Below are 14,060 nucleotides of genomic sequence, written 5' to 3' on the forward strand. Positions count from 1 at the left end.
TTTTTAGTAGTATTAAGTTGTCATAATAATTATTTGTTATGACATAAAGGTGAATTGGGTTAATGAAGAAATTGTTTGGCTTAGTGTGTTGTTTATCTGCATCAACTGCATTTGCGCAGGTTGAAGGTATACAGCCGCAATTAATTAAAAAGTCGACAATACATGCCAGCATCACAGTTGGCTATGGGGGTATTGAAAACCCAGTACTTGATGCTGATGACGTCACTTCGCCAATTCTGCCAAGCTTTGCTTATTACAGTGATAATTGGTATTTCGATGACTTTTCTGTTGGCTACAGTTTATATGAAACAGAAAAGTTTTATGTCGATTTACTTGGTCGCTTTAATGACGATGGCTTTTTCTTTGAGCTTGATGGAGTAGATAAACTTTATGCGGTAGGTGTTGTAAGATCGAGTTCAGGAAGACCAACTTTACCAACAGCTTCACCCATTGAGCTAACGCCCATAGAGCGTGACCTTTCTTATATGGCTGGGCTATCGTCTGCTGTAAACGTTTATGATGACATCTGGTTAAGTGCAGCTTATGTGAACGATGTGACCAATGTTCATAATGGTTATGAAATCTTGTTTAACGGCTACCAAATATTTGAGCTGTTTTCTGGTACTGCTGGTATTGAGGCGGGCATTAATTACAAAAATGAAGAGTTGATTGACTATTATTACACAGTTTACCCAACTGAAAGTAAAACCCGCTTACTAAGCTACAATTTAGAAAGTGCCACCAACTACTATTTGAAAGTGAGCTATGAATATCCGATCAGCGATAGTTTCAGTCTTGATTTCAAACTCAAACATACATGGCTAGACAGCAACTTAGCCAATTCAAACATGATCAATAAAAACGGATACTTCTCAGGCTTTACAGGTATTACCTACCACTTTTAGGCCAGTGTATTGTGATTTGTGCTCCGCCCGTTTGTGGGCAATTGGCTAAGCTTATTTTACCGCCATGCCAACTGGCAATACGATGAACTATATAAAGCCCTAATCCATAACCACTAGCCAACTTATCTCCTTCACCTTGTTTAAAAGGCTCAATCAGCGCATCTGCATTAATTGGTAAGCCAGGTCCATCATCTGCAATACTTATAAGGTAATAGCCCGCTTGTTCTTTACTGCTTATATGGATAGTGTTTTTTGCGTATTTAGTGGCATTGATCAGTAAATTTTGCACTGCAATAGCCATAAAGCTTGCTTCACAATAGGCAGTATCTACTTCAAGCGCTGAAATGAATTCGAGTTCTTTGTATAAATCGAATTTAGCTACTTCCGTATTGATAAGTTTAGTTAAGTTAACTTTCTCCTGATTAAACACGCTTTGCTGGTGCTCTAAGCGAGCAAACGATAAGTATTGCTCTAAACGTAATTCAATTTCATCGATATCGCGTTCTATTTGCCTACTTTCTTGTGATTCTAACTCAGCAATCGATAAAGCAAATCGCATACGGGTAAGAGGCGTACGAATTTCATGAGAAATAATGCGTGATAAATCGTTATGTAATTGCACAAATTTATTAATGCGCTCAGACATATGGGTAAACGTGCTAGCCAATGGCGCGATAGATGAATTAGGTTTTATATCTAGCTCTATCCGCTGTGGCTTTTTGCTAAAGTGGTAGGCTGCGCGTTGTAATAAACTCAAATCACGAAATACAGGGCGAATGAACAACAAGATCATGGCACCAAGTAAAAAGTAAAAGGAAAAAAATGCAAACCAGTCAGTCTTTGCTTGTGAAATCAAGGAAATAGGGCCTATTTTTTGAATGCTGCCGAAACTTCCTTTCAGGTATATATACTGCTGATTATTCTCGGTGACGCTGATAATGCCATCTTTATTGAAACTAGCTTGCAATGAATCGGGTAACACAAGTTCGTTTTGGTTAAAGGTACTGATCCTCGATGCTTTTTGCTCTGCGATTTGCGCAAGTTCTGCGACGCTGATTTGCACACTCGGTATCTGCTCAGAGAAAAATTGATTATAAAGCTGACCAAAAGCCAAAACTAAGGCAATTAAGCTGACAGTGATAATTAAATACAGCTTAAAAAATTGCTGTTTCATATTTTTGAAATATCCAGGCTGTATCCTTTACCCCGAACAGACTTAATATCCAACGACTCCTTATGTTTGCTAATGGTTTCTTTAAGCTTTTTACGTAAACGGCTAATTTTTAAATCAATAGCTCGGTCAAGTCCATCATACTCACGACCAATAACATGCTTAAATAATACTTCTCGAGAAACCGGTTGGGGTGTGCTTTTAGCTAGATAGGCAATGATCTCAAACTCACTTTCATTGAGGTTCAATGCAGTATTATGAAAGTAGATATCACGTTTTTTAGTGTCGATACGCAAAATATCACTTTGATGTGAAAAGTTATCTTGGCCAACAGTATGGGCGATAATTGTTTTAACCTTAGCTAATAACAGTTCAGGCTTAATGGGTTTTACAAGGTAGTCATAGGCGCCTAAGTTCAAACCTTTAATTTGTGATTGTACTGAGTCCAGCGCTGTTAAAAAAATGACAGGGCAACTGTATTTTTCTTTCAACTGGGAAATTAACTCAAAGCCATTGCCATCCGGTAGCATAACATCACAAATAATCAGTGAAGGCATGAAGGTGATTTCACTGCTACGGTAAGCCTCCGTAGTATTAAACACATCAATTGTATAGCCATGCTTTAACAAAAATGTTTGAATTAAGCTTGCTAATTTCACATCATCTTCAATTATAAAAATATGCTGCATTATAAACTCCAGCCAAAGCGCCGCTTTATTCGGTAATCTTTAGCTTCATAGCTTGCTATTGAGAGTAGTTGTTGTTTAACAACCTGATTACTCAATGGATTTATTAATTTCACAGTAAGTGGGTGCTCAGTTTTAATCTTAAACTTTTCGCTAATTAAACCTCCTTGTTTATAACACTGCGTATACTGTGGACGCTGAGTTATTTCTAAACAAAGCTCTTTAAAGGGAGCAATTCGAAAATGAATTTGTATATTAAATTCACAGACCTTTTGTTTCGTATCTGTCACACACACGGTGGGAGAGACTTTAAAAAAAGGTTGCTCAGGAATGTCATCACTTAAGCAAAGCGACGAAAAACAAAGACAAAAAAACAGCAATAGCCAACTTAATCGGTATATCATCTAACCAAGTCTCTGTTTTTTTAATAGTCTTTTCTTCAAAGTAACAATAACCATCGAAAATTGATGTAACCTGCTCAACTCACTTTGAGTACTCATTTTTTTGCCGCTTATTATAATTGTTATTTATGCAGCCTATGAGCGGCGATTACACGATAAAAAAGCGGTTCTATCATACCTTACTTATCGTTGTAGCTACAAATAGGTGCTATGCAAAGCCTGTATTTTCAGTTTGTTGGCATATTTCTTAATGTTTAAAAAGTTAGTTTGTTGTTTTAAAAAGAAAACTGAATTTATATTTAGTTTTAGCTAATAGTTTTTCATTATGTTTAGCTGAGTCTAAGTGTTTACTAATCTGCTTTATTTGTTAATCCTTTCGTACAAATTGATACAATTTAGATTTAGCCTATCGAAACCAATATTTTAGCTGATGTCATTAAACATCTCCTAAGTTCGTGATTTATAATTAACAGATTCGACCTCTATTTTCTATTTTTCTGGTAGTATAGTCAGGTTATAAGTAGTTTAAGCAGTGAACAATTATGTTAAGTCCTTATTATCAGCAGCATGCTGATTACGTTTCTATCTCACGTGAGCAAGGCTGTCGTTTCGCCAAATTAGTGGCTGATGATTTCAATCCGTTACACGATAAAGACGCTAAAAAGTTTTGTGTACCGGGCGATTTACTTTTTTCGCTGGTTTTAAACCGTTACGGCATAAGTGAAAAAATGGAGTTTACTTTCGCTGGTATGGTTGATGAAAATTCAAAGCTAACTTTCCCTGAGGGTGCTGATGAGTTTGCGATTACCGATGGCGAAAAAGTAATGCTAAAAGTTAAACGAGAAGGTGCTGTTAGCCAGTGTCCAGAATTAACGAATAGCTTAATTAAAAATTATGTTGAGTTTTCTGGCACTACGTTTCCGCATGTCATTATCCCATTAATGGGTAAGCAAGACGTGATGATCAACCCTTCGCGCCCTATGGTGATTTACGAGTCAATGCTGATTAACCTAGATCGCCTTGATATTAGCGCACCTGAATTACAATTTGCGGAACCTGATTTTGAATTTACTGGCAAGCGCGGAAAAATTACGCTTCGCTTTAACCTTTTAGAAAACGGCAAGAAAGTAGGCTCAGGTGAAAAGCACATGCTTGTATCTGGTATTCGTGATTATTGTCAAGCAACGGTTGATGACTTAATTAGTTTTTATAATCACCGTAAAGAATCACTTAAACCAGAGTAATCTCTACATTTGCTATAAAGGGCGCTCATTGCGCCTTTTTTGTTGCTGATGTTCAGCGTACAATAGCGCTTTTATAGCCAAATGTACTTCAGAATATGTCAGTAGCGACCTTTTCAGAGTTAAATCTTGCACCTGCATTGCTAAGTGCTTTGCAAGAAGAGAATTATCACACCCCCACAGCAATTCAAGCGCAAACCATCCCACTCATTTTAGCGGGAGCTGATGTAATGGGCAGTGCACAAACCGGAACGGGCAAAACAGCCGCCTTTGTTTTACCACTACTGCACAACTTGATGTCTGCTGAAGTACTCCCTGATGCTGTTAAGGTACTTATTTTAACGCCCACCCGAGAGCTCGCTCAGCAAGTATTTGCAAGTGTAGAGCGCTATGCTGCGCACACAGATATAAAAGCGGCGCTTGCTTATGGCGGCGCCAGTATTGGCCCACAAATTAAAGCCATAAAAGCTGCACAGGTTGTCATCGCAACACCTGGGCGCTTACTTGATCATGTGATCAAGGGCAGTATTAAGCTCTCTAGTATTAATGCTTTGGTATTCGATGAAGCTGATCGCATGCTTGATATGGGCTTTATTGACGAGATCAATCGTATCTTGCGTCACGTGCCAAAAGATCGTCAAACCTTATTGTTTTCAGCAACATTTGACGACAGCATCTTTAAGCTAAGTAAGCAGTTATTGAATGATCCTAAATTAGTTGAAGTAAATAAACGCAACTCAGCAGCGGTTGAAGTTGAGCAGCTAGTTTATGCGGTTGATGAAGATCGTAAGCGTGAACTGGTATCACATATGATTGGTATGAAGAATTGGCAGCAAGTACTAATATTCACTCGTACTAAACAAACCGCTGATGTGCTTGCAAAAGAAATGTGTAAAGACGGTTTAAAAACTGAATCTATTCATGGCGATAAAAGCCAAGGAGCACGAGATAAGGCGCTACATAACTTTAAATCCGGTGCAACAAGAGTACTGGTTGCGACAGATGTTGCTGCTCGTGGCCTTGATATTGCTTCGTTAAAGTATGTAATCAATTACGAACTGCCTTATGTGGCCGAAGATTATGTACACCGTATTGGTCGTACAGGTCGTGCTGGCGAGAAAGGGATGGCGATGTCGCTGGTTAGTATTGATGAGCAATGGTTACTGGATGAAATAGATATCTTACTCGACACGAGACTTACTCCACAGTGGTTACCAGGATATGAGCCTGATTTAACCAAAGAGCCAAAACAGGTTCGTAAAAATACAAATAAAGCACGGCGCTCGCGTGATAAAAAACGTATCTTAGGGCAAAAAAGTAGGAGACGTTCCTAAATTTGGCATATATTTATACTATCCTCAGGCTAAAGTTGAGAGTTTAGTATGTTAGAAGAAAATAAGTGGGTTTTTCGCCGCGCTGATAAACAATTTTCCTTAGAAAAGTGGCAGAAAACAATTAATCTCATGACTGAGTTGTTTTCTGCTCCTGCGGGTTTTATCGTCCATAAAACTGACAATGTTTATCGTATTATTGTATCCAGTGAGCAGCAAGAAAACCCCTATGAAGCAGGGGCTGAATTAAATGCTGACGATAATATCTTCTGTAAAAAAGTTGTGCGAGATATGGCACCACTTTATGTTGATCATGCAAGTAAAGACTCTCAGTGGGATGATAGCCCACTAGTGAAAGATGGTTTTGAATCTTACCTTGGCGTACCTATTAGTTGGCCTAATGGTGAACCGTTTGGCACATTTTGTGTAATGGATTTTAAGCAGACTCACTATCAACAGAGCTTTTTAGAATTAATAGAGCAACTTCGCGATATGGTTGAGGACGACCTTGCGTTGTTAGATAATTTTACGCAGATGCGTGAAATTGCCATGCTCGATTCACTTACCAATATTTATAATCGCCGCGCAATAGACCTACTTTGCCAACATAAACTGAATATATCGAAACGTCTTGGCTTTGACATTAGCTGTTTGTTTATTGATATAAACAGTTTTAAACCGCTCAACGATACTTACGGCCATGAAGTTGGCGATCTCGCGCTTATTTGTTTAGCTGACACTATGAAAGAGTGTCTTCGTGAAACCGATATTATTGGCCGCTTAGGGGGCGATGAGTTTATTGCTTTATTGCAAGTTCAGCCAGGTGATTGCATAGAAAGCATAGCCGATAAGCTCAACACCACCTATCAATCTAATTTAGCAAAGCGGGGCATTCCAGTTACGAGTTTAAGTATTGGTTCTGGGGTGATAGCTCAGCCAAAAGAAAACTTTGCTGAGCTATTAAAACGAGCAGATGAAGATATGTATGAGAAAAAGCAAGCCTCGAAGGCAGCACGTTAAGCTATTTGTTTCTCAGCTAGGTTCAGCTCCATGGTCGCTTTAAGTAAACGATAAAGGTTAATTGACGCATCAATTTCTTCTTTACGATTAGTTAAGCTTTCGATATTTAAACCGAGCGGTACATCTAAATGCGCACAGCTTTGTAAAATTAAGTCAAGATTCTCACGGCAAATACGCACCGATTCACTCAATGTATTTGCCGAATCTAACATACGGTACTTAGTCGCCTCTGGTACCGAAATTCCTAACCACTCCATAAATTCTAAGGTTTTTTCACCGCCACATGGAGTAAACGTTAGAATAATACGCTTTGGGGTTGTGCCTTGTGCTTTACAGCTGCGGGCATAGCTGGTGATCAAATCAATAGTCGCTTGGGCATTGTAAACGGCTTGTGAGATGAAAAACTTACAGCCTTGCGCTGTTTTTTCGACTAAACGTTCATGTTCATTACGTTTGCTAGCGTGACGCTCTGCAATAGTAACGCCACCTAAAAATACATCGCTATTCTGTTTTACTAGCGTTTTATAAGCATCAGAAAGGCTTAATTTGATGTCACCATGAGATGATGGACTACCTACTAGCACTAAGTTCTTTAATTCAAAATCATTTCGAGTTTCATTTAACCACTCGGTAAACTCAGCTTCACCACGTTGGGCAACACTTTTATAAGTGATTACATCCAGTTGTGAGAGGCTGCGAAGTAGTTGACTATATTCACGTGGATCAACCGTTTCTTTAAACGGAAAAGGGCGCGGTTTAGCAATTCGGCTGCTTTCATCTTGAATGTCGTAAATGATCACACCATCGTATTCAATTTCGTGCAAGCGACCTAGTAGCTTTTGGGCAATAGTTTCAAGCATGGCTTTATCAGTACCTGATTTTGGTGGTGTGGTACCGATAAGGTAGACGCCTTGATTGGTGTCTTCAATTTTCTCTTGTAATGATAAAGCCATAATCCTCATTCCAGCTTGTGCTAAAGTCTATGTAAATAATATAGCAGCCATTTAGACGTCTAGATAGATTTTTCTGATGAAAGTTTTTCAATGACTATGAATTTTACTCAAGTTGAATGTAAGGTGTTCTACGAAATTGACACACCTGTTTACATAAATTATTGCCCTGACCCTCATATTTTCTGGCGCTTTGATGCATAATCAAGCTGCAATCATTATGAGAAAAATAACTAACAAGGGAACATTATGAAATTTAGATTATTAGCAACCAGTTTTGCTGTAACACTTGCGCTGAGTGGCTGCGCAAGTAACTCACAGTCAAATATGGTTAAAGAAGTCGAAATTGAGCAGCAAGTAAGCCAAGATGATAACCGTGTATTTAGCCAAGATTACCTATTAGAAGAGCTTGAGAACGGCCTTCGCGTAATGGTAGTGAAAACCGACTACCCAGACGTCGTATCACTGCAAATTCCGGTATCGGTTGGTTCACGTAATGAAGTTGAAGCAGGTAAAACTGGTTTTGCACACTTCTTTGAGCATATGATGTTTAAAGGCTCTGAAAAATTCCCGCAAGATGTCTATTCAGATATTTTAAAGAACTCAGGTGTTGATAATCGCGCGTATACGACCAACGATTACACTAACTATCACTTAAATTTCTCAAAAGAGCACTTAGATAAAGTACTCGAAATCGAAGCTGATATTTTCCAAAACCTGACTTACAGCGAAGAGCAGTTCCGTACTGAAGCACTGACTGTAAAAGGTGAATATTTAAAGAATAATGCTAGCCCAATTCGTAAGTTACTTTCTGCCGTTCGTAACGAAGCATTCGAGAAGCACACATATAAACACACCACGATGGGCTTTTTTGAAGACATCGAAGCCATGCCTGATCAAATGGCATATGGTAAAGAGTTTTTCGCTAAGTTTTATAAGCCTGAGTACGTCTCTTTAGTCATTGTTGGTGATGTTGATCCACAAGAAACTATGGCAATGGTGAAAAAGCATTGGGGTAACTGGAAAAAAGGTGATTACCAAGCCGACATTCCAACTGAACCGAAACAACAAGCACCTAAGTACGTTCATGAAAAATATGATGGTTTACCGGGTCATTGGTTACTAGTGTCTTACAAAGGCACAGCATGGGATCCAACTCAAAAAGACCGTGCTGCGCTTGATTTGATTTCGCAGCTTTATTTCTCAAATAACTCGGCACTTTATCAAGAACTTGTTGTTGATAAACAAATTGCCAGTCAAATGTTTACCTATAACCCAGATACTAAAGACCCCGGTTTATTACATGTTTTTGTAAAAGTAGAAAACGAAGCTGATCTTGCTAAAGCCCGTGATGCGATTAACCGTACTTATGCACAAGCACGTACTGAGTTAGTTGATGCGCAAAAGTTAGCTGATTTAAAATCTAACTTAAAATACAGCTTTATCAATGGTCTTGATTCATCGCAATCAATAGCCTCAACGCTTGCAAGCTACATGCACTTTGAGCGCGACCCTGAAGTTATTAACCAACTTTACGCCACTGCTGATAGCATCACTCCAGAAGATATCAAAGCAGTAGCAAACAAGTATTTTGTTGATTCAAGCCGTACCACTGTGACAATGTCGGCGCTTGATAAAGTAACTGGTTTTGAGCAGGAAGTTGATTTAAATGCAGCGGTGGCAAGTATCGAGCAAGCACCAACAGAACGTCATTTTAAAGTACTTGATAAAACAAATAGTTCACCACTGGTTGATGTAAACTGGTTATTCAATACCGGTGCGGCAGCTGATCCACAAGGCAAAAAAGGTTTAGCGGCGCTAACAGCCGCGATGCTAGCGCAAGGTGGTTCAGAATCAATGAGCTATAAAGATATTAAGAAAGCCTTATATCCTTTGGCGGGAAGCTTTGGTTATCAACTTGATAAAGAGATGATTTCACTTCGTGGTCGAGTACACAAAGATAATGCTGCGAAATGGTATGCGCTTGTTAGCGATCAATTGTTAAACCCTGGCTTTAGAGAAGATGATTTCAAGCGTCTGAAAAAAGAGCTGATAGATAGCATTAAAGCGGGCCTTAAAGCGTCAAATGATGAGGAACTAGGTAAAGAAGTGCTTTATCATCAGCTTTATAAAGGTCATCCTTACGAAAGTTATAACTACGGTGACATATCAGATCTTGAAGCATTGACACTTGATGACGTCAAAGCGTTTTATAATAGCCAGTTTACACAATCTAAACTAACAGTGGGTCTAATTGGTGCTATCCCAAGTGATGTTAAATCGACAATGATGAAAGATTTAACCCAACTTCCACAAGGTAAAGAAAGCCGTTTAATGATCCCTGATGCGCCAGTACTTAAAGGTCATCATGCGACTATTGTTGAGAAATCAGCGCAATCTACCGCAGTGTCCTTTGGTTTCCCAATTGATACAATTCGTAGCAGCGATGATTGGACAGCCCTTTGGTTAGTTCGCTCTTATTTTGGTGAACACCGCAGTTCAAACAGCTTCTTATATCAACGCATTCGTCAAACCCGTGGTATGAACTACGGCGACTATGCATACATCGAATACTTCCCACGTGGTATGTTCCAAACAAAACCAGATGCTAACTTAGGTCGCTCAGAGCAAATTTTCCAAGTATGGTTACGCCCGCTGCGTTCTAATAACGATGCTCACTTTGCAACACGTACGGCATTATTTGAGCTTGATAAGCTAATTAAAAATGGCATTAGTAAGGAAGATTTTGAAGCGACTCGTAATTTCTTAATTAACTTTGTGCCGCAAATGGTTGCAAGCCAAGATCGTCAATTAGGCTATGCACTTGATAGTGAGTTCTATAACACAGAGAGCTTTGTAGACTATGTGCGCGGCAAGCTTGAAAAGCTAACCCTTGATGATGTTAACCGCGTTATTCGCGATAACCTGCAAACCGAGAATATTCACTATGTATTTATTACCGGTGACGGCAAAGATATGCAAAAACGTTTAGCATCAGAGCAAACATCACCTATGGTGTATAACGCTGAAAAACCGGCAGAACTTGTTGCTGAAGATAAAGTGATTGCAGACTATAAACTTGCAATACCAGCGAAAAATATTAAAGTACTTGATGTCGAAAAAGTATTTCAATAATTACTAATTAACTAATCAATGCCCCTATTTAGGGGCATTTTTCTATGCTTAATGGCTCGATGTTATCAGCAACTACAAGTTGATTTCGGCCAGCTTCTTTTGCTTGATAAAGCGCGCTATCAGCCATTTCAATGAGTAACATGGCATCATCACAACTACTAGGATATAGCGTGGCTAACCCGACACTTACTGTTAATGGGTAGCCAGCCAGTTCAGCCAACTTTAGCGTAGCAAGTTTTGTCATAAAACGTGTTACGAGTAATTGAGCATTATGGCTTTGCGTATTACCAAGTACTAGAACAAATTCTTCACCGCCGTATCTTGCGCACAAGTCACTGGGCCTGCGAGTAAATTCAGACAATAGTTTTGCCACTTCTTTTAAGCAATTATCACCAACTAGATGACCAAGGTTATCGTTAAGAGACTTAAAGTTATCAAGATCGACCATCGCTATGGATAAGGGATGTTTTAAGCGTGCACAGCGACTCCATTCTTGCGAATAAAAATCATCAAAATGACGTCGGTTAGCAACTTGCGTTAGACCATCGATACGAGCAAGCTCTCGAACTTGCTGCTCGGCAAGTTTACGTTCAGTAATATTTAAGTGGCTGATCACAACATAATCTGTTTTGCCAAGTTTTAAAGGTACTGCGCGCATCATAAACCAGCGGCTTTCAGTATCACTATGACAAGGATATTCCAAGTAAAACTCTGCGAGCTGCTGATTGATAACTTGGTTTATTCCGGTGTAGGCCTTTTCACCAAACTCATCGCCATGGGCCGCAGCTGATCTACAAATAGCTAGATAGTTTTGACTTTCCCACTGAGTGTTACACTCGCATCCATTCTCATCGCCGAATGATAGCCAGCTGCGATTTACAAATGTGATATCCCCCGAGTCATTAATCACCACAATATGCTCAGAGATAGTATCGAGTATTAACTTTAGAAACTCTTTTGATTCAACCACTTTATAACCTAGCCAGTGCTTAGTTATTTAAGGTTAGCAATAAATGGCGAATTTTCCTCTAAGCTACGCTTAAAGCTTTCATAAAAGTGTTTTGCTAGAGTCCTGAAGGGGTAGTGTAAAGCTCCTATTTAGCTCATGTAGTTAACAGCTGTCAGTACTGCATTTTAAGTTCAGTTCTGACAGTTGGCCTAAGTCTCTAAGTAAAGCATCAGGAAATGCTAAAGTATAGAACCAATTTTAACACCTAGCGCAAATAGCATGGTTACTATTACAAAGCCGATAAGTGTGGCATAGCCGCGTTGTTCTTTGGTCATATTTCACTCCTAAAAAATAACAAATACTGTTGCCATACCAAGGGCGAAACTAATAAACGAAGAAGTCGCTACGATTACAGCTAGGTTTTGCTTACTCACTGCGTGTGCTTTGCTGTCATTAGTTGATTCGTCATCGAGCTTGATGAGTTCACCTTGGCGTACTTCAAACACTGCGCATAAGCTCATGGTAGTTTCTTTTGACGCAGCGCCTTCTTTTTCAACTCGTTGAATGGTTCGTAGGCTTACATCACAGGCATCGGCCAGTTGTTGCTGCGTCCACTCGAATTTAAGCCTCAGTGCTTTAATTGTATTAGGGTTCAGTTGCATCACTTACTTCCCAATGAACGGTTCAATTAACGTGATTAGGGCAAAACCAAAAATTGCTCCACCAATAAAACACCCTAAGGTAACCATAGCCACTTGCTTTGGGTTATCTGTAAGTGAAGTCTGTGTGCTCTGTTGAACTAATTTACCTGCTTTGTAAAACGAACATTCAAGCTTACCTGTTAGTATATTTTGCATCTCAAATTCGACTGCATAAGCATTCTCTTGGTAATTAAAGTCGTGGTGACTTTTAAAACCGAAGCTGCGCTTTTCACTAACCAATTCATCGTTTACATATATTTTTTCTTTACCGCTCATGATGTGACCAAAGCATGCGATTTGATTATCACCATCTTGAAAGTAGAACTTATAACCTAATTTGTGTGAGTTTAGTACGTCGTTTTTCATCATCGTTTCCTTGTTAAGTTGATGATGTAAATTTAATGATTATTTTTGTTTTTTACGCCGTCAGTAATACGCCAGTTCCTATTTTGGCATATGACAGACAAGATGTCATATCTGTTTTGTTGTTGAAAAATAAGTACTTTAATTAAACCGCGTGCCTGTCATTAGAGTTTGCAGTTGTCATATGAGATTGATTTAAAAACACCTGCAAATGATCAAAAATAAGGTTTGATACTCTGGTTATTACATATAACCAGAACAAATAAATAACGGGTTAGTACATCTTGCTACAAATCCGTTAAACTAAAGGCTTAGCAGTTAGGTACAACCAGAAAGGCAATATTATGCGTCATGAAATTTGGCAAAAGCTTCGAGATGAAGCAAACGAAGTCGTTTCCCGTGAACCGCTTTTAGCAAGTCACGTTTATTCGTGTGTGTTAAATCATGAATGCTTAGGTTCGGCGCTTAGCTTTATTGTCGCGAATAAACTCTCAGATGCGGTGGTATCAGCATTTACTATCCGTGAATTATTCGATCAAGCCTTTGTTAAATGTGACCTCATGCTGACACATGTGGCTCATGACATAAAAGCAGTTAAAGATCGCGACCCTGCGGCCGATAGTTACTTAACTGTTATTTTGAACCTTAAAGGCTTCCATGCAATACAAGCACATCGACTCGCAAATTGCTTATGGCAACAAAACCGAAAAGAGCTTGCTCGTTTCATTCAGAGCAGAACCTCAGAAGTATTTGGCGTTGACATCCATCCTGCTTGTAAAGTTGGTCATGGTATTATGTTTGACCATGCAACTGGGATTGTAATTGGTGAAACTGCAGTTATCGAAGATAACGTTTCGATTCTACAATCTGTAACCTTAGGTGGTACAGGTAATGAACAAGGTGATCGCCACCCTAAAATACGTGCCGGTGTATTGATTGGCGCAGGTGCTAAAGTACTAGGTAACATAGAAGTCGGTGAGGGGGCGCGTATTGGTGCTAATTCAGTGGTGTTAAGTCCGGTTCCTGCACACACAACTGTGGTTGGGGTACCTGCTAAAGTGGTCGGAAAACCGAGCTGTCCCTGTCCAGCCGAAAGCATGAACCAAAACTTTTTAGATGATGGCACAACTACCGCTAGTAATGCCTCACACACCAGTGCTATGTTGTAGTTTTACATCAATAAAGAGCAATGGAATTGTCTAAATTT

General features: G+C 39.3%; 12 protein-coding genes. 6 read left to right on the plus strand and 6 right to left on the minus strand.

Annotated features, from left to right (window positions below):
* The first annotated feature begins 62 nt into the window (after positions 1–62).
* Positions 63–905: a MipA/OmpV family protein gene (locus L1D46_RS00550; RefSeq protein WP_167658762.1), complete on the plus strand. Its 843-nt coding sequence runs from the start codon at positions 63–65 to the stop codon at positions 903–905.
* Here L1D46_RS00550 and L1D46_RS00555 read toward each other — a convergent pair.
* Positions 889–2,079, minus strand: a complete 1,191-nt coding sequence (locus L1D46_RS00555) for an ATP-binding protein (protein ID WP_239976537.1) — start codon at positions 2,077–2,079, stop codon at positions 889–891. The two genes, L1D46_RS00550 and L1D46_RS00555, sit on opposite strands and share 17 nt — an antisense overlap.
* Positions 2,076–2,765: a response regulator transcription factor gene (locus L1D46_RS00560; protein ID WP_130050759.1), complete on the minus strand. Its 690-nt coding sequence runs from the start codon at positions 2,763–2,765 to the stop codon at positions 2,076–2,078. Before L1D46_RS00560 ends, L1D46_RS00555 begins: the two co-directional genes overlap by 4 nt.
* 940 nt (positions 2,766–3,705) lie before the next feature.
* On the opposite strand from L1D46_RS00560, the gene L1D46_RS00565 reads away from it, so the two are divergent.
* From L1D46_RS00565 to L1D46_RS00575, 3 genes are all read left to right on the plus strand, one after another.
* Positions 3,706–4,407, plus strand: coding sequence for a DUF3581 domain-containing protein (locus L1D46_RS00565; RefSeq protein WP_239976538.1), 702 nt, complete (start codon positions 3,706–3,708; stop codon positions 4,405–4,407).
* Between the two features lie 95 nt (positions 4,408–4,502).
* Positions 4,503–5,738 (plus strand): DEAD/DEAH box helicase, encoded by a 1,236-nt coding sequence (locus L1D46_RS00570; RefSeq protein ID WP_167658765.1) that lies wholly within the window; start codon positions 4,503–4,505, stop codon positions 5,736–5,738.
* Between the two features lie 48 nt (positions 5,739–5,786).
* Positions 5,787–6,755 carry a sensor domain-containing diguanylate cyclase gene (locus L1D46_RS00575; protein ID WP_167658766.1) on the plus strand — a complete coding sequence of 323 codons (969 nt, stop codon included), beginning with the start codon at positions 5,787–5,789 and terminating at the stop codon, positions 6,753–6,755.
* On the opposite strand, the gene L1D46_RS00580 is transcribed toward L1D46_RS00575, so the two are convergent.
* Complete coding sequence (locus tag L1D46_RS00580; RefSeq protein ID WP_130050764.1) at positions 6,752–7,708, minus strand: hypothetical protein; 957 nt, start codon at positions 7,706–7,708, stop codon at positions 6,752–6,754. The two genes, L1D46_RS00575 and L1D46_RS00580, sit on opposite strands and share 4 nt — an antisense overlap.
* A 246-nt stretch (positions 7,709–7,954) precedes the next feature.
* Here L1D46_RS00580 and L1D46_RS00585 point away from each other — a divergent pair, with 246 nt between their 5' ends.
* A complete protein-coding gene (locus tag L1D46_RS00585) occupies positions 7,955–10,840 on the plus strand; it encodes a M16 family metallopeptidase (RefSeq protein WP_130050765.1) in 2,886 nt (961 codons plus the stop codon).
* Between the two features lie 28 nt (positions 10,841–10,868).
* Here the strand turns inward: L1D46_RS00585 and L1D46_RS00590 are convergent, their stop codons facing one another.
* The 3 genes from L1D46_RS00590 to L1D46_RS00600 all read right to left on the minus strand — a co-directional run bounded on the left by L1D46_RS00590 (position 10,869) and on the right by L1D46_RS00600 (position 12,859).
* Positions 10,869–11,810, minus strand: a complete 942-nt coding sequence (locus L1D46_RS00590; protein WP_130050766.1) for a sensor domain-containing diguanylate cyclase — start codon at positions 11,808–11,810, stop codon at positions 10,869–10,871.
* A 323-nt stretch (positions 11,811–12,133) separates the two neighbouring features.
* Positions 12,134–12,451: a helix-turn-helix transcriptional regulator gene (locus L1D46_RS00595; protein WP_130050767.1), complete on the minus strand. Its 318-nt coding sequence runs from the start codon at positions 12,449–12,451 to the stop codon at positions 12,134–12,136.
* Positions 12,452–12,454: 3 nt separating this feature from the next.
* The gene (locus L1D46_RS00600) at positions 12,455–12,859 is read right to left on the minus strand and encodes a hypothetical protein (RefSeq protein ID WP_130050768.1); all 405 of its coding nucleotides are present in this window, start codon (positions 12,857–12,859) and stop codon (positions 12,455–12,457) included.
* Between the two features lie 338 nt (positions 12,860–13,197).
* Between L1D46_RS00600 and cysE the strand changes: the two genes are divergently transcribed.
* Positions 13,198–14,022 carry a serine O-acetyltransferase gene (gene cysE, locus L1D46_RS00605; protein WP_167658768.1) on the plus strand — a complete coding sequence of 275 codons (825 nt, stop codon included), beginning with the start codon at positions 13,198–13,200 and terminating at the stop codon, positions 14,020–14,022.
* Positions 14,023–14,060 lie beyond the last annotated feature (38 nt).

It is taken from the genome of Pseudoalteromonas sp. Isolate3, assembly GCF_022398505.1.
GTDB classification, from domain to species: Bacteria; Pseudomonadota; Gammaproteobacteria; order Enterobacterales; family Alteromonadaceae; genus Pseudoalteromonas; species Pseudoalteromonas apostichopi.